The organism is Pseudomonas knackmussii B13, from assembly GCF_000689415.1.
In the GTDB taxonomy this organism is placed as follows: Bacteria; Pseudomonadota; Gammaproteobacteria; order Pseudomonadales; family Pseudomonadaceae; genus Pseudomonas; species Pseudomonas knackmussii.
In genome coordinates, this window is the sequence record NZ_HG322950.1 from 2,013,867 (window position 1) to 2,030,433 (window position 16,567).

13 protein-coding genes and 1 pseudogene are annotated in these 16,567 nt (G+C 65.4%); 2 read left to right on the plus strand and 12 right to left on the minus strand.

The annotated features are described in order from the left end of the window. Nucleotides 1-5: 5 nt before the first annotated feature. The 8 genes and pseudogenes from nirB to acnB form a co-directional block, all read right to left on the minus strand. Complete coding sequence (gene nirB, locus PKB_RS09670) at nt 6-2,456, minus strand: nitrite reductase large subunit NirB (protein ID WP_043251195.1); 2,451 nt, start codon at nt 2,454-2,456, stop codon at nt 6-8. A 265-nt stretch (nt 2,457-2,721) separates the two neighbouring features. Further along, nucleotides 2,722-4,340: pseudogene (locus PKB_RS09675) on the minus strand (bifunctional protein-serine/threonine kinase/phosphatase). A gap of 186 nt (nt 4,341-4,526) precedes the next feature. After that, nucleotides 4,527-5,738, minus strand: coding sequence for a nitrate/nitrite transporter (locus tag PKB_RS09680; protein WP_043251197.1), 1,212 nt, complete (start codon nt 5,736-5,738; stop codon nt 4,527-4,529). A gap of 304 nt (nt 5,739-6,042) precedes the next feature. Further along, complete coding sequence (locus PKB_RS09685; RefSeq protein ID WP_043251199.1) at nt 6,043-6,471, minus strand: thioesterase family protein; 429 nt, start codon at nt 6,469-6,471, stop codon at nt 6,043-6,045. A 72-nt stretch (nt 6,472-6,543) separates the two neighbouring features. Continuing rightward, nucleotides 6,544-7,236, minus strand: coding sequence for a polysaccharide lyase family 7 protein (locus tag PKB_RS09690; protein ID WP_043251201.1), 693 nt, complete (start codon nt 7,234-7,236; stop codon nt 6,544-6,546). A gap of 216 nt (nt 7,237-7,452) precedes the next feature. Then, on the minus strand, nt 7,453-8,031 hold the full coding sequence (locus PKB_RS09695) for an ANTAR domain-containing response regulator (protein WP_043251204.1): 579 nt from the start codon (nt 8,029-8,031) through the stop codon (nt 7,453-7,455). Nucleotides 8,032-8,045: 14 nt separating this feature from the next. Beyond that, the gene (locus PKB_RS09700) at nt 8,046-9,242 is read right to left on the minus strand and encodes a CmpA/NrtA family ABC transporter substrate-binding protein (RefSeq protein ID WP_043251206.1); all 1,197 of its coding nucleotides are present in this window, start codon (nt 9,240-9,242) and stop codon (nt 8,046-8,048) included. A 383-nt stretch (nt 9,243-9,625) separates the two neighbouring features. After that, nucleotides 9,626-12,235, minus strand: a complete 2,610-nt coding sequence (gene acnB, locus PKB_RS09705) for a bifunctional aconitate hydratase 2/2-methylisocitrate dehydratase (protein WP_043251208.1) — start codon at nt 12,233-12,235, stop codon at nt 9,626-9,628. 527 nt (nt 12,236-12,762) lie between these two features. Between acnB and PKB_RS09710 the strand changes: the two genes are divergently transcribed. Further along, the gene (locus PKB_RS09710) at nt 12,763-13,239 is read left to right on the plus strand and encodes a DUF1289 domain-containing protein (protein WP_043251211.1); all 477 of its coding nucleotides are present in this window, start codon (nt 12,763-12,765) and stop codon (nt 13,237-13,239) included. 49 nt (nt 13,240-13,288) lie between these two features. On the opposite strand, the gene PKB_RS09715 is transcribed toward PKB_RS09710, so the two are convergent. Next, complete coding sequence (locus PKB_RS09715; protein WP_043251213.1) at nt 13,289-14,152, minus strand: universal stress protein; 864 nt, start codon at nt 14,150-14,152, stop codon at nt 13,289-13,291. 181 nt (nt 14,153-14,333) lie between these two features. Between PKB_RS09715 and PKB_RS09720 the strand changes: the two genes are divergently transcribed. After that, nucleotides 14,334-14,939, plus strand: coding sequence for a MiaE family protein (locus tag PKB_RS09720; protein ID WP_043251216.1), 606 nt, complete (start codon nt 14,334-14,336; stop codon nt 14,937-14,939). A gap of 46 nt (nt 14,940-14,985) precedes the next feature. Here the strand turns inward: PKB_RS09720 and PKB_RS09725 are convergent, their stop codons facing one another. The 3 genes from PKB_RS09725 to PKB_RS09735 form a co-directional block, all read right to left on the minus strand. Continuing rightward, entirely contained in the window at nt 14,986-15,195 is a 210-nt protein-coding gene (locus tag PKB_RS09725; RefSeq protein WP_043251217.1) for a YgdI/YgdR family lipoprotein, read from the minus strand. 74 nt (nt 15,196-15,269) lie between these two features. After that, nucleotides 15,270-16,013 (minus strand): UDP-2,3-diacylglucosamine diphosphatase, encoded by a 744-nt coding sequence (lpxH, locus tag PKB_RS09730; protein WP_043251219.1) that lies wholly within the window; start codon nt 16,011-16,013, stop codon nt 15,270-15,272. Nucleotides 16,014-16,017: 4 nt separating this feature from the next. Continuing rightward, the gene (locus PKB_RS09735; RefSeq protein ID WP_043251221.1) at nt 16,018-16,515 is read right to left on the minus strand and encodes a peptidylprolyl isomerase; all 498 of its coding nucleotides are present in this window, start codon (nt 16,513-16,515) and stop codon (nt 16,018-16,020) included. Nucleotides 16,516-16,567 lie beyond the last annotated feature (52 nt).

Genomic DNA, 16,567 nt, shown 5'->3' on the forward strand with positions numbered 1-16,567 from the left:
TCTCCTCAGGCCGGTTCCAGTTGGGTGAGCGCAATACGTTCGAATTCCTTCTTCAGCTGCGGCTGTTCGATGCGCTGCTGCCAAGGGTCCTGTTCCAGCGAGAGGGCGAACTGCAGGCGGGCGTTGAGCGCCTGGCGGTTCTCCGCGTCTTCCAGCACGGCCTTCTTGATGTGCTCCATGCCGACGCGTTGCAGGTAGTGCACGGTGCGTTCGAGGTAGAAGGCTTCCTCGCGGTAGAGTTGGAGGAAGGCGCCGCTGTATTCGCGGACCTCATCGGAGGTCTTGAGCTTGACGAAGAACTCCGCGACCTCGGTCTTGATGCCACCATTGCCGCCGATGTAGAGCTCCCAGCCGGAGTCGACGCCGATGATGCCGATGTCCTTGATGCCGGCTTCGGCGCAGTTGCGCGGGCAGCCGGAGACGGCGAGCTTGACCTTGTGCGGCGACCACATGTTGAACAGGTCGTGCTCCAGGTCGATGCCCAGCTGCGTCGAGTTCTGCGTGCCGAAGCGGCAGAACTCGCTGCCCACGCAGGTCTTCACGGTGCGGATGGACTTGCCGTAGGCGTGCCCGGAGGGCATGTCGAGGTCCTTCCAGATCGCCGGCAGGTCTTCCTTCTTCACGCCCAGCAGGTCGATGCGCTGGCCGCCGGTGACTTTCACCATCGGCACGTTGTACTTGTCGGCCACATCGGCGATGCGCCGCAGTTCGGACGGATTGGTAACGCCGCCCCACATGCGCGGGACGACCGAATAGGTGCCGTCCTTCTGGATGTTGGCGTGGGCACGCTCATTGATCAGGCGCGACTGCGGATCGTCCGTCGCCTCGCCCGGCCAGGTGGAGATCAGGTAGTAGTTCAGCGCCGGACGGCAGGTGGCGCAGCCGTTGGGTGTGCGCCAGTCCATGAAGCCCATGGCCTCGGCCATCGAGGTCAGGTGGTGGTCGCGGATCGCCTTGCGGATCTGCCCGTGGTTGAGGTCGCTGCAGCCGCAGATGGCCTTCTCGCTCTTGGGCTTGACGTCTGCTGCGCCGCCCACGGTGCTGATCAGGATCTGTTCCACCAATCCGGCGCAAGAGCCGCAGCTGCTCGCCGCCTTGGTGTGCTTCTTCACCTCGTCGACGCTGAACAGGCCGTTCTCCTGGATGGCCTTGACGATGGTGCCCTTGCACACGCCGTTGCAGCCGCACACTTCGGCGCTGTCGGGCATGCTTGCGGCGCTGTTCTGGCCCTGGTGGCCGACGTCGCCCAGGCTGCTTTCGCCGAACATCAGGTGGTCGCGGATCTGCGCGACGTTGTGGTTCTCGCGGATCTGCCGGAAGTACCAGCCGCCGTCCGCGGTGTCGCCATAGAGGCAGGCGCCGACCAGTACGTCGTCCTTGATCACCAACTTCTTGTAGACCCCGCCGATGGGGTCGGAGAGGGTGATGGTCTCGGTGCCTTCGCTGCCCATGAAGTCGCCGGCGGAGAACAGGTCGATGCCGGTGACCTTGAGCTTGGTCGAGACCACCGAGCCCTTGTAGCTGGCGAAGCCGAACTGGGCGAGGTGGTTGGCGCAGACCTTGGCCTGCTCGAACAGCGGCGCTACCAGGCCGTAGGCGATGCCGCGGTGGCTGGCGCATTCGCCGATGGCGTAGATGCGCGGGTCGAAGGTCTGCAGGGTGTCGTTGACCAGGATGCCGCGATTGCAGGGGATCCCGGCGCTCTCGGCGAGCTCGGTGTTGGGGCGGATACCGGCTGCCATCACCACCAGGTCGGCGGCAACCACGTCGCCATCCTTGAACTGCACGGCGCAGACGCGGCCGTCGCCGTTGTCCATCAGCTCGTCGGTGACGGTGTTCAGGCGGAAGTGGATGCCGCGCGCTTCCAGAGCGGACTGAAGGAGCTTGCCGGCGGTGCGGTCCAGCTGGCGTTCCAACAGCCAGTCGGAGAGGTGCACGACGGTGACGTCCATGCCGCGCTGCTTGAGGCCGTTGGCCGCTTCCAGGCCGAGCAGGCCGCCGCCGATCACCACCGCGTGGCTATGGCTCTTGGCGGTTTCGATCATCTGCTGGGTGTCGGCGATGTCGCGGTAGCCGATCACGCCCTGCAGGCGATTGCCCGGCACCGGCAGGATGAAGGGGTTGGAACCGGTGGCGATCACCAGGCGATCGTACTCGGCCTCGGTGCCGTCGGCGGCGAAGACCTTGCGCTTGTGGCGGTCGATCTTCACCACCTTGCGGTCGAGCAACAGGCGGATGCCGTTCTCGCTGTACCAGTTCAGGTCGTTGAGGACGATGTCCTCGAAGGTCTGTTCGCCGGCCAGCACGGGGGAGAGCAGGATGCGGTTGTAGTTGGGGTGGGGCTCGGCGCCGAACACGGTGATGTCGTAGAGGTCCGGGGCGATCTTCAGCAATTCTTCCAGGGTGCGGATACCGGCCATGCCGTTGCCGATCAGGACGAGCTTGAGCTTCTTCATGCGAGGGGCTCCAGGAATCGCGGAAAACAAAAAAGGCGTCCCGCCGGTTGCCGGGGGGGCCCCCCTTTGTCCAAGTCCCGATCGATCGGGAAGTGCGCTCCTCGTCGTTGAGGCGCGCGCTTTTGTAAATTGTTGATGGGGTTATTGCAGGTGCCGTGCCAGTCTTGCCGAGTGCCGATTTTTCGGGGCTTTGCGGGCGCTATCGGCGGCTTTGCCGATATTTCTGCACTGTGATGAAGCGTGCGGGACTCGAACTGGTGCGCTTTCAGCCGCGCAGCAGGGCGACGATCAGCAACAGGTTGAGGACTAGCGAAAGCAGTGCGATGGCGCGCCAGGTACGCAGTGGGGCGCGCTCCAGCAAAGGGCGGGGGCGTGCAGTCTGCCCGGCCTGGCGTTCGCCTTGCTCCAGGGCGAGCAGGGCCTCCTCGGCGGTCTCGAAGCGCTGTGCCGGGTCACTGGCAACCGCGCGCAGCAGCCAGGCGTCGAGCCAGACCGGCAGGTCCGGGCGGTAGCGGCTGGCTGGCGTCGGATTACCGAAGCGGGGGCGCTGGAAGGCTTCCACTTCTCCATAGGGATAGTGTTCGCAGAGCAGCTGGTAGAGCGACACGCCGGTGGCGTAGAGGTCCTGGCGTACGTCCGGTGTGGCGCCCTCGAAGGCTTCCGGCGCGAGGTACGACGGCGTGCCCGGCAATTGGTGCGCCTCGTCGAGGGAGAGTCCCGGGCAATACGCGAGGCCGAAATCCAGCAGGCGCAGTTCGCCGTCTTCGCCCAGGTGAAGGTTCTCCGGCTTGATGTCGCGGTGCAGGATGTTGCGCCGATGCAACTGGCCCAGCGCGCGCAGCAGCCGCGGCGCCAACTCCAGCCATTCGGCCAGCCCGAGTGCACCCGCACGCAGGCGCTCGGCGAGCGTCTGGCCGGGGTACTCGCGCATCACGTAGTACAGGTGCTGGCGTTGCGGCAGGCCGTGCAGCTCGGGGAAGTGGCGCCCCTGCACGCGGCGCAGGAACCACTCTTCCAGCAGCAGCGCCTGGTTGGCTTGCGGATCGTCGTGCAGGTACTCGGGCAGCGTCTTGAGCAGCCACGGACGCTGTTGGCTGTCGTGCACGCGGTAGATCAGCGATTGCCGCGACTGGCTCAGTCGCCCCTGCACCTGCCAGCCCTCGAATGCCTGGCCATCGCGCAGTTCCGGCGGCAGCGGCCAGGCGTCCAGTTGTGCCAGGGTGTCGCCGAGGCCGCTCGGCGGCAAGGTGTCGATGCGCACCAGCAGGGCGCTGGCGTTGTCCTGGCTGCCGGCAAGGTGTGCGGCCCTGACCAGCGCCTCGGCCGCTTCGGTTGGCTCGTCGGCATCATTCAGGATGCGGCGTATACCGTCATCGCCCAGGGTCGCCCAGACGCCGTCGCTGACCAGCAGGAGGCGATCACCCGCCTCAAGCTCGCCATCGCGGTAATCGACCACCAGGTGTTGATCGAGACCAAGGGCGCGCTTGAGCACGTGTTGCATGCCCGGTTGCTCCCAGACATGGTCCTCGGTCAGGCATTCGAGCGAATCTGCGCGCCAGCGGTACAGGCGGCAGTCGCCGACATGCGCCAGGGTGAAGCGACGGCCGCGCAGCACCAGTGCGGTCAGCGTGGTCAGCATGCGGTCAGCGTGGTCAGCAGCGGCTGGCCGCCGCCGTTGGCCTGCAGCCAGCGGTTCTGCGACAGCAGCAGGCGATCCAGGGCCTGGGCGACGGCCCAGGTTTCCGGGGTGGCGTAGTAGTCGCTGGCCAGCGCCTGCAGGGTCACGCGTGCCGCCAGTCCTCCATCCGCGCACTGGCTGACGCCGTCGGCCAGGGCCAGCAGATGGCCCTTGCTGGCGGCCAGGTCGGCGGGGGGCGTGACCACCCGCAGGGCGTCCTGGTTTTCCTTGCGCGGGCCGGTGGCGCTGGCCTGGCCGATGCTCAGTTGCAGGCTCATGAAGGCTCCTTTTGCCTTGTCATGCCCATTGCTGTCTGCTGGGTCCCCGCGTTCGCGGGGATGACATGGGAGGTCGTTATTCCCGCGAATGCGGGAACCCAGAAAACAATGTTGCTATACCCGCGCAGCGGTCACGGCTGCGCTGCCCCAGGTGGTGCGCCAACGCTGCTTGACGCCGTAGAGGCCGAACCAGGCCAGCACGCCGAGGGCGGCGAACAGCCAGAGGCCGAGCTGGTAGTCGCCGCTGGCCTGCTTGATCGCGCCCAGGCCGGCGGTCAGGCAGAAACCGCCGATCCCGCCGGCCATGCCGATCAGCCCGGTCATCACACCGATGCTGTGGCGGAAGCGCTGCGGGACCAGTTGGAATACAGCGCCGTTGCCTGCCCCGAGGCTGAGCATGGCGAAGACGAACAGGCTCAGTGCGGCTACCGCGCTGGGCAGGTGAAAGCCCACGGCGGCGATGCAGATCGAGGCGACCGTGTACATGCCCAGCAGGCTGCGGATGCCGCCGATGCGGTCGGCCAGCGCGCCGCCGAGCGGGCGCATCAGGCTGCCGGCGAATACGCAGGCGGCGGTGTAGTAGCCGGCCTTCACCGGATCGAGTCCGTACTGGTCATGGAAGTACCCGGGCAGCGTCGAGGCCAGGCCGAGGAAGCCGCCGAAGGTCACGCTGTAGAAGAACATGAACCACCAGCTGTCGCGGTCGCCGAGGGCCTTGAGGTAGTCGCCGAGGGCTTTCGGGGCCGGGCGCTCGGGGGCGTTGCGGGCGAGCAGGGCAAAGACCATGAAGGCCGCCAGCAATGGCAGCAGGGCGAAACCGAAGACGTTCTGCCAGCCGAAGGCGACGGCCAGTGCGGGGGCGAACAAGGCGGCGAACACGGTGCCGGAGTTACCCGCGCCGGCAATGCCCATGGCCTTGCCCTGGTGCTGCGGCGGATACCACTGCGAGGCCAGCGGCAGGGCGACTGCGAAGGAGGCACCAGCCATGCCGAGCAGCACGCCGAGCAGCAACGCTTGTTGCAGGCTGTGGATGCCCAGCATCCAGGCGCCGGCCAGGGAGGCGATGACGATCACCTGGCCGAAAAGCCCGGCGCTCTTGGGGGACCAGCGATCGGCGAGCAGGCCCATCAGGAAGCGCAGCACGGCGCCGGAGAGGATGGGCGTTGCGACCATCAGTGCCCGCTGCTGGGTAGTGAGCTGCAGGTCGGTGGCGATCTGCACGGCCAGCGGGCCGAGCAGGTACCAGACCATGAAGCTCAGGTCGAAATAGAGGAAGGCGGCGAACAGGGTCGGCGCATGGCCGGCTTTCCAGAAACTCGTGTTCATTGAACACCTCGTCAACGCGGGTAGGGGGCCCCGGCCGTGGCCGGGATACGTCCAACCGCCCCAGCGCCGGGGCGAACGAAAAAGGCGCCGCGCCACCTTCCGCCGGAGCGGAGGTGGACGCGACGCCTTTGTCGTGATTCGGGTAATCGCCGTTGACTACCAGCGTCCCTGGCTCAGCAAGGGTCGGGCCAAGGATGGAAATTCGAGGTGAATCAATGGCCTGGGAGGCAGGCAAGGAGCATGGGCGGACCAGGATGGGGCGCGGGAAGGATTGCTGCTCCGCCTTGGGGCGACCTTGGCCCCGTCAGCTCACCCAGTTGACGTTCGGGAAGGTGGCGCGGAACGCCTCGGGGATCGGCATCACCTTGCCGACCTGGTAGTCGAAGAACACGAAGCCGGACTTGGCCATGGCCACCAGGGTGCCGTCGGCCGGGCGCGTGATGCGGAAGATGATGTCGCCGCCGTACTTGTTGAAGTCCATCACCCCGACCTCGAACAGCAGGTGGTCGCGGGCGTGCGCCTCGGCGCGGTAGGTGGTGGCCAGGTCGGTGACGATGATGCCGGTCTCGCGGATGCCGTAGTCGAACAGGAAGCGCGCGCGGGCCTCGGAAATCATCGAGATCATCGAGTCGTTGCCCAGGTGGTTGGCGCCGTTGATGTCGGTGACGCGCACGGTCAGCTGGGTCTGGTAGCAGAAGCAGTCGTCGGGAAACTCGAGGGTGAGGCGGGCCATGGCAACCTTGATCGCGTCGGTGAAGTCGAAGCGGCGATTCTACGGTTTAGGGCCCGCGTGCGGGGACTCCTTTCAGCGGTGCGCGAGGTTCAGGTGGTAGAACACCACGCGCGCGCCTTCGGTGCTCGGTCCGTAGTTGTCGGCGATGTAGGCGCCGGCCTTGAAGTAGAGCAGCTGCTTCGACCAGGTGGTGCTGAGCGTCTTGCCGTAGTACTTCTCGCGGCCATCGGAGCTCTGCACCCGGATGCCCAGGTTGCCCGATGAGGTGACGCGCAGACTGTAGGTCAGCGCCTGGCCCAGGGTCACGCCATCGAGGATGGGCACGTTGACCGAGGTGTCGTCCGTTGGATGGTTGCGTATCAGCGCCTCGATGCGCCCGCTGCCCTGGCTGGGGATGTAGTGGTATTGCAGCTTGAGCAAGGGTTCGCCGTCGCCGCTGTAGGGTGACTTGCTGTGGATCTGGCCGATCACCACCTTGTTCTGCGAGGGCACCTGCTCGACCGAGGGGGTGGCGCGCAGTTCGTTGTCGGCGGATCGGTAAAACCAGTTGTAGATCGAACCGTCTGGGAGTGTTTCCCGCAGCTCGGTGCGCGGGTAGACGCTGTCGGAGGTATGCGAGCCGGTAACCGGGACCCAGAAGCTCACCTGGCTGCTGGTGCGGGTGAAGTAGATGCTCTTGTAGCCGGCGGCTATTTGCTGGGTGGTGATTTCGGTCGGCTTGGGATCGGTGGGAACGCTGAGATTCCAGGTGCTGAGATCGAGCATGGGCGCCTCGTTCGGGGCCGGCGTGCCGGCTCTGACGGATGGGCGCCCGGGTACCTGGCCACGTGCGCCCACTGCGGGCTTCCGCTAGGCGGCGGAAGCGTGTCGCCCCGTGGCGACACGAGGCGGGGGCGAGCATAGTCGCGAGCGTCTGGAGCGGGGGCCAGCAGCGGCGCTGGCGAACTGATCGCCCGGTGCCGCCGCTGGCGATTGGCCGCGTCAGTGGCCGAGCATCTCGTGCATCGCAATGATCTGCTCGGCTACCTGCACCAGCTTCTGCTGGCGGCTCATGGCCTGGCGGCGCATCAGGGTGTAGGCCTCTTCCTCGGGGCAGCCTTTCATTTTCATCAGCAGCCCCTTGGCCAGCTCGATGCGCTTGCGCTCGGCCAACTGCTGGTCGCGTGCCTGCAATTGCGCGCGCAGGGCCTGGTCGCTCTCGAAGCGGGCCATGGCGACATCGAGGATGGGCTGCAGGCGTGCGGCGTGGATGCCCTCGACGATGTAGGCGCTGACGCCGGAACGGATCGCCTGGCGCATCACCTGAGGGTCGTGTTCGTCGGTGAAGAGCACGATCGGGCGCGGCTGGTCGCGGCTGACCAGCACGACCTGCTCGAGCACGTCGCGTCCCGGCGACTCGCTGTCGATGAGGATCACGTCCGGGTGCAGCGCTTCGACGCGCCGGGGCAGGTCGATGGCCAGGCCGTCGTCGTCGAGCACCTCGAAACCGGCCTCGACGAGCGCGGTGCGCAGGCGCCCGAGCTTGCTCGTGGTGTCGTCGATCAGAAGGATTCTCAGCATTTCCGGCATCCTCCTCAGGCGTTGTCCATGGCGTGCAGTGCGAAACCGCGGGCATAGCCGGCGGGGTCGGTGCCGTCCCAGGTGCGACCGTCGAGCAGTGTCGAGCTGCGCATTTCATCGGTAGCCACGGGGATGCCGAGCGCTTGCGCCGCCTCGCGGTACAGCGCCTGCTGCTGCACCTGACGGGCTACGCCGAGGTAGTCCGGGTCGTCGCGCAGCAGGCCCCAGCGGCGGAACTGGGTCATGAACCAGAGACCGTCGGAGAGCCAGGGCTGGTTGGCCGCGCCGTCGCCATGGAAACGCAGGGCATGGGCGTCTTTCCAGGCATGGCCGAGGCCGTCCTGGTAGTAGCCGAGCAGGCGCGGCTCAATGCTTGCCAGCGGTGCATCGACATAGTCGGCGCCGCTGATCAGGCGCGCGGTGCTGCGACGGTTCTCTTCGCTGGCCTCGATGAAGCGGCTGGCATCGAGCAGGCTCATGACCAACGCGCGGGCGGCGTTGGGGCATTCCTCGACGAACGCGCGGGTGGCGGCGAGGACCTTCTCCGGGTGGTCCGGCCAGATCGCCTGGCTGGTGGCCACGGTGAAGCCCATGCCTTCGTCGATGGCATGGGCGCCCCAGGGGCCGCCGGCGCAGAAGCCGTCGATGCGCCCGGCGCGCAAGTGCTCGACCATCTGCGCCGGTGGTACGACCAGGGTGGCGACGTCGCGCAGCGGATGAATGCCCAGGCTGGCCAGCCAGTAGTAGAGCCACAAGGCATGGGTGCCGGTGGGGAAGGTGTGGGCGAGCGTCAGGCGTGCGCCTTGCTGCAGCACCAGTTGGCGAAGTGCGTCGGCGCTGGTCACGCCATCGCGCTGCAGGGCGGCGGACAGGTTGATTGCCTGGCCGTTCTGGCAAAGTCCCATGAGTACCGCCATATCCGCCGTGGTGCCGCCGCCGATACCCAGCTGCACGCCATAGACCAGGCCGTACAGGCAGTGCGCGGCATCCAACTCGCCGTTTAGCAGGCGATCGCGCAGCACGGCCCAGGAGCTCTGGCGGTGCAGGTTGAGGGTCAGGCCATAGGGTTGGGCGAAGCCCTGGGTTGCCGCGACTATCAGCGAGGCGGCGTCGCTCAGGGCCATGAAACCGAGGTTCAGGGCGCTCTTTTCTGGTGCGTCGGATCCCGCCACCCACGCCAGTTGGTGCAGGGAAGTAGTGCTGTCGGTCATGCTCACCTCAAGGCAAAAAGGCGCCGCTTCGCGCACGACGGTGCGGGCGAAGGGACGCCGATGTCATGAGCGATCCGCCGTTGGAGCGCCTCTATGGCGATGGCAGCAAGGCCTGTGCCAGTACTGTGCAGGCGCAAGAAAAAGCCCCGCGTGGCGGGGCTAAAGGGAAGGGAGCAACACACAAGACACAACTAGCACGGGCTCCGTCAGGAATATTGGCAGGGCCTGTGTCCAACGATAGCCAGTGGCCGGTGCCGCGCAATGTCCAATAGGTATTAGGCCGAAAGTCCGAAGGCGATTGCAGGGGGAACCTGCTCGCGAGTCGCGACCGCCGGAAAAGAAAAAGCCCCGCGCGTGGGCGGGGCTTTCTCAGTGCCGAAGGCTTAGGCCTGAACGACCGGGATCTTCGCGTTGGCCGCGGCTTCGCGGAACTCGGCGATCTGGTCGAAGCTCAGGTAGCGGTAGATGTCGGCAGACATGCTGTCGATATCTTTCGCGTAGGCCATGTACTCCTCGACGGTCGGCAGCTTGCCGATGATCGAAGCGACGGCGGCCAGCTCAGCCGATGCGAGGAACACATCGGTCGAGTCACCCAGGCGGTTCGGGAAGTTACGGGTCGAGGTCGAAACGACGGTGGAACCGGTCTGGACGCGAGCCTGGTTACCCATGCACAGCGAGCAGCCCGGCATTTCCATGCGCGCGCCAGCCTTGCCGTAGATGCCGTAGTAGCCTTCCTCGGTCAGCTGGTGGGCGTCCATCTTGGTCGGCGGAGCCAGCCACAGACGGGTCGGAATGCCACCCTTGACCTTGTCCAGCAGCTTACCGGCAGCGCGGAAGTGACCGATGTTGGTCATGCACGAACCGATGAACACCTCGTCGATCTTGCGACCTTCGACGCTGGACAGCAGGCGGGCGTCGTCCGGATCGTTCGGCGCGCACAGTACCGGCTCTTTCACGTCGGCCAGGTCGATCTCGATGACCGCGGCGTACTCGGCGTCCTTGTCGGCTTCCAGCAGTTGCGGGTTGGCCAGCCAGGCTTCCATCGCTTGCGCGCGGCGCTCCAGGGTGCGGGCGTCACCGTAGCCTTCGCCGATCATCCAGCGCAGCAGGGTGATGTTCGACTTCAGGTACTCGGCGATGGCCTCTTCCGGCAGCTTGATGGTGCAACCGGCAGCCGAACGCTCGGCGGAGGCGTCGGACAGCTCGAAGGCTTGCTCGACGGTCAGGTCGTTCAGACCTTCGATCTCGAGGATGCGGCCGGAGAAGATGTTCTTCTTGCCTTTCTTCTCGACGGTCAGCAGGCCAGCCTGGATCGCGTAGTAGGGGATGGCGTGGACCAGGTCACGCAGGGTGATGCCCGGTTGCAGCTTGCCCTTGAAGCGAACCAGTACCGATTCGGGCATGTCCAGCGGCATGACGCCGGTGGCAGCGGCGAAGGCTACCAGGCCGGAACCGGCCGGGAAGCTGATGCCGATCGGGAAGCGGGTGTGCGAGTCGCCGCCGGTGCCGACGGTGTCGGGCAGCAGCATGCGGTTCAGCCAGCTGTGGATGATGCCGTCGCCCGGACGCAGGGACACGCCACCGCGGGTCATGATGAAGTCCGGCAGGGTGTGGTGGGTCTTGACGTCGATCGGCTTCGGATAGGCCGCGGTGTGGCAGAAGGACTGCATCACCAGGTCAGCGGAGAAGCCCAGGCAAGCCAGGTCTTTCAGCTCGTCGCGGGTCATCGGGCCGGTAGTGTCCTGGGAACCGACGGTGGTCATCTTCGGTTCGCAGTAGGTGCCCGGACGCACGCCCTTGCCTTCCGGCAGGCCGCAGGCGCGACCGACCATCTTCTGCGCCAGGGTGTAGCCCTTGCCGCTGTCGGCCGGAGCTTCCGGCTTCTTGAACAGGTCGGATGGGGCCAGGCCCAGTTCGGCGCGCGCTTTCTCGGTCAGGCCACGGCCGACGATCAGCGGGATACGGCCGCCGGCGCGGACTTCGTCCAGCAGCACGGGGGTCTTCAGCTCGAAGGTGGTGACCACTTCGCCGCTGTCATGACGCACGACCTTGCCCTCGTACGGGTACACGTCGATGACGTCGCCCATGGCCAGGTTGGTGCAGTCGAACTCGATCGGCAGGGCGCCGGCGTCTTCCATGGTGTTGTAGAAGATCGGGGCGATCTTGGTGCCGAAGCAGAAGCCGCCAGCGCGCTTGTTCGGAACGTAGGGGATGTCGTCGCCGAAGAACCACAGCACCGAGTTGGTGGCGGACTTGCGGGACGAACCGGTGCCGACCACGTCACCGACGTAGGCGACCGGGAAGCCTTTGGCCTTGACCGCTTCGATCTGCTTCAGCGGGCCAACGGAGCCCGGCTGTACCGGCTCGATGCCGTCGCGAGCCATTTTCAGCATGGCCAGGGCATGCAGCGGGATGTCCGGGCGGGACCAGGCGTCCGGAGCCGGGGACAGGTCGTCGGTGTTGGTTTCGCCGGGCACCTTGAACACGGTCAGGGTGATTTTCTCGGCGACGGCCGGCTTGGCCTTGAACCACTCGCCTTCGGCCCAGGACTGCAGCACGGCCTTGGCCGCGGCGTTACCCTTCTTGGCGCGTTCGGAAACGTCGTGGAAGGCGTCGAACATCAGCAGGGTGTGCTTCAGCTGTTCGGCAGCGACTTCAGCCAGTTCGGCGTTGTCCAGCAGCTCGACCAGGGTGGCGATGTTGTAGCCGCCCTGCATGGTGCCCAGCAGCTCGGTGGCGCGGACCTTGCTGATCAGCGGGGAAGTGGCTTCGCCCTTGACGATGGCGGAGAGGAAACCGGCCTTGACGTATGCGGCCTCGTCAACACCCGGCGGGACGCGGTTGGTGATCAGGTCGAGGAGGAATTCTTCTTCGCCGGCCGGCGGGTTCTTCAGGAGTTCGACCAGACCTGCGGTCTGCTCGGCGTTCAGCGGCTGGGGCACGACGCCCTGGGCGGCACGCTCTTCTACGTGTTTGCGGTAGGCTTCAAGCACAGTATTTCCCTCATCAGTGGTCCCGGAGGACGCGTATCCAGGAGACCCCTCCGATCCATTCGTCAGGCATGGTGGACGGTAATCCACGGACCTACGACGGCATCGGCAGCCTCCGGGCAGAAGCTGTTTTCAAAGTTTTACGCCGGAGGGCCTTGGAGGAGAGGGGCTGAACGCTTGAGGGGAGCGACCAGCCCGCGCGGCTGCCGGAATCTGTGCTTCGTGACGCTTTGAAAACAGCTTCTAACGGACATTGCGCCTTGTGAAAGGCGGGCCGATTCTACTGGAATTCACCAGCGAAAGTAAGCGGCAATCCGGCTTCGCAAAGGCTGATTTCGCCTAGACAAAAGGATGACGGCCACGTGCCTTTCGTCGGAATCAGTATTTGTCCGGCCGGTGTGCGAGGTCGGCGGAAAGGGCCATCAGCCGAGCCTTGCGAACGCTTCCTGACCCATCGGTCGCACCGCAGCGGTTTGCGATGCAGCGCACTCGACCCTAAGATGCCGCTTTGCCCGAATTGCTCCAGCCCCATGTCCATCCAGCGAATCAAGACTCCCTGCGTCGGCCTGTGTTCCACGGTCTACGGCGATCTCGTGTGCCGCGGTTGCAAGCGTTTCCACCACGAGGTCGTGAACTGGAACCTTTACGGCGACGACGAGAAGCGCGCGGTGTGGAAGCGCCTTGAGGTGCTGCTGGTGCAAGTGATGATGGCCAAGCTCGAAGTCTTCGAGCCGCTGCGTCTGCGCGGCCAGTTGGAGCAACGGCAGATCCGCTTCAACGCCGAGCAGTCGCCGTATTGCTGGGCCTACCAGTTGATCGCCCGGGGTTCGCGGCTGATCCAGAACCTCGAGGCCTATGGTGTGGCGTTGCTGCCGGAATTCCGCGACTGGCCGCTGCCGGATTTGCGCGATGCCATCGACCGGGAGTTCTTCCTGCTTTCCGAGGCCCATTACGAGCGCTACATAGCGCCGCGCTTCCTGCGCGAGGGGATGGACCTGCGCGTCTGAAAAAGCAACGGCCTGCACAGCGCAGGCCGTTGGGCGGGATCTATTGCGCTCAGACTTTTGCGGCCAACTCTTCGAGATGGGCGACGATGTCGTCCGGCTTGAGCACCAGCACGTCGCTTTCGAGGGCATCCAGCACCACCTCGGCGGTGTTCCCGATCAGGGCGCCGGAGAACCCGCTGCGCGCCACCGTGCCGATGACCGTAACCGCGGCTTCCAGCTGGTGCGCGGTGCGTGGGATCAGCACGTCGGCCGGCCCTTCCTCTATATGCAGATGTTCGTCGTCGACCCCGTACTCGGCCTGGAACGCCTTGCAGGCTTCGCGGTAGCGCGCCTCGATGGTTTCACTGAGCTGGAAGGTCGGGTCGGCGGCCGAAAGCATTGGCGAGGGGTGTGCGCTGATCACGTGCAACTGGCCGTGGGTCAGTCCGGCTATGTCGTAGGCATGGCTGACGATGCTGGCGTGCAGCGAGCGATGCTCGATATCGCTGTTGCCGACGTCGACCGCGGCGAGGATGTTGCGCCCCGCCCAGGGCAGGGTGTTTTTCACCAGAAGAACCGGCGCAGGGCAGTGGCGTAGCAGCTTCCAGTCGTCGGGGGTGAGCAGGGCCTTCTTCAGCGGGCTGTCGGGCAGGTGCTGCTTGACCACCAAGCCGCAGCCCTCGGCCTGCTGCTCGGCGATGATGGTGCCCTGCAGGCTGTCGTGCCAGGCCTGCCGGCAACTGCTGCTGTAACCCTCCTCGCGCAGCTCTGCGGCGAGGTCCTCGAGCGATGTGAGCAGGTCGTCGCCCTTTTGGCAGGCCAGCAGGTGCAGGTGGGACTGGGTCACGCTGGCGATCAGCCGGGCGCGTTTGAGCGCCGGACCGTCCGGCTGTACGGGGTCCACTACTACGAGAATGCTGCGGATGGCTTGCATGGTCGTCTCCCTGGGCTGTTGGTCTTGCTTTAGCAGAACTGTAGACGTGTTCCGATCATGCGGATCTTGAGGCACATCAAAGGTAGAACTGGCTGTGCGCGGGTGCATTCGTATAATGCTCCGCCTTTTGGCTGCCGGCGCATTCATCGCAGCGCCTGCCGATGATCCAGTGGAGCCTCTCATGTTGTCCGAAATCCGCGAGTTTCTTGGTTGCGCCACCCCCGACGCCTGGGTCGAGGCCGCGTTGCGGGACCAGGAGGTTCTGCTGATCGACCACAAGAACAACGAGTTCAAGGCCGCCAGCACGGCGCTTGCACTGATCGCCAAGTACAGCACCCACGAGGAACTGGTGAACTTCATGTCGCGCCTGGCGCGCGAGGAGCTGCGCCACCACGAGCAGGTGCTGGCGATCCTGAAGAAGCGCGGCATCGGCCTGCGCCCGATCTCCGCCAGTCGCTACGCCTCGGGCCTGCGCGCGGCGGTGCGCAACCACGAGCCGCACAAGCTGATCGATACGCTGATCGTCGGCGCCTTCATCGAGTGCCGCAGCTGCGAGCGCTTCGCCGCGCTGGTCGATCACCTGGATGCGGACCTGGCGAAGTTCTACGGGTCGTTGCTCAAGTCCGAGGCACGGCACTTCCAGGGTTACCTGGGGTTGGCACGGCGTTACGGCGATGAAGCCGACATCGAAAAGCGCGTAGCGCACATTCGTGAGATCGAGGCGCAGCTGATCAGCTCGCCAGACGAAGAGTTCCGCTTCCACAGTGGCGTGCCCAGCGCCGCCTGAGCCCAAGGAAAAGCCGCCGGATTCGGCGGCTTTTTCGTTGTACGCCCTAGCGTTCGATGATCTGGCGAATCTGCGTCTGCGGAATCATCTGCTCTTTGCCCTCGGAGTCCTCGAACCGCACCATCCCGCTGTCCTTGTCCACGCGCGGCTTGTTGTCGGTGGTGATCATCTGGCCGTCGGCGGTGGTGATGATGTAGTGGCTGGAGCAGGCGCTCAGCGCCAGCAGGCAGGCGGCGAGTAGGAGGTGCGCTTTCATGGAGGATTCCCCGGGCTTTGCCGATGACGATAGATTCAGCTTAGCTGCCGGCCCGGGGGGGAGGCTGACCTGGATCAGGAGCCGGAAGGCTCTGGCTCGAGGCTGAAGGGCGCCTGCTGCAGGCCATCGGCGTCCGCCTGCAGGGCCCAGCCCTGGCGGTCCCAGTCGCCCAGGACGATGCGGCGCGCGGGCTTGCCGTCGAGTTGCAAGTCATGGATGGCCGGGCGGTGGGTATGCCCGTGGATGAGGGTTTGCACGCCATGCTCGCGCATGACCTTCAGCACCTCTTCCGGGGTCACGTCGACAATTTCGCTGGCTTTCATGCGCGTTTGCGCACGGCTTTCCTTGCGTAGCTTGCGCGCCAGCTGATGGCGCTTCGCTAGCGGCAGATTGCGCAGGATGAACAGCGAGAACGGATTGCGCAGCCAGCGGCGCAGCTTCATGTAGCCGACATCCAGGGTGCACAGGCTGTCGCCGTGCATCAGCAGCACCTTTTCGCCATTGAGCGCGACGACGCTGGGGTCGCGGAGGAGGGTGCAGCCGGCCTCACGGCAGAAGGCCTTGCCGATCAGGAAGTCGCGGTTGCCATGCATCAGGTAGATGCGTGTCCCTGCATCGGACAGCTCGCGCAAGGCGCGGGCGATGGCGTGCTGGAACTCGTCCATGCCGTCGTCGCCGATCCAGGCTTCGAAGAAGTCGCCCAGTATGTAGAGCGCCTCGGCCTGGCGTGCGCGGGTGCGGAGGAAATGCAAGAACGCCCGGGTAATGTCCGGGCGTTCCGCTTCGAGATGCAGGTCCGAGATGAACAGGACGCTCATCGACTCACTCGCCGACGATCTCGGCTTTCTCGATGATCACGTCGTCGCTCGGCACGTCCTGGTGACCGGCGCGCATGGTGGTCGGCACGGCCTTGATCTTGTTGACCACGTCCATGCCGTCGACCACCTGGCCGAACACGCAGTAGCCCCAGCCCTGCACGGTCGGCGCGCTGTGGTTGAGGAAATCGTTGTCGGCGACGTTGATGAAGAACTGCGCGCTGGCCGAATGCGGTTCCATGGTGCGGGCCATGGCGACGGTGCCGATCTTGTTGGCGACGCCGTTGTTGGCTTCGTTCTTGATCGGTGCGCGGGTGCTCTTCTGCTTCATGCCTGGCTCGAAACCGCCGCCCTGGATCATGAAGTTGTTGATCACGCGGTGGAATACGGTGTTGTCGTAATGACCGCTCTTCACGTACTCCTTGAAGTTGGCCGCGGTTTCCGGGGCCTTGTCTTCGAAGAGTTCCAGGGTGATGACGCCGTGGTTGGTGTGCAGCTTGATCATGAGGGAATTCCGCTCTGTCGGGAAAATCGAAGGCCTGTCAGGGGGTTGACAG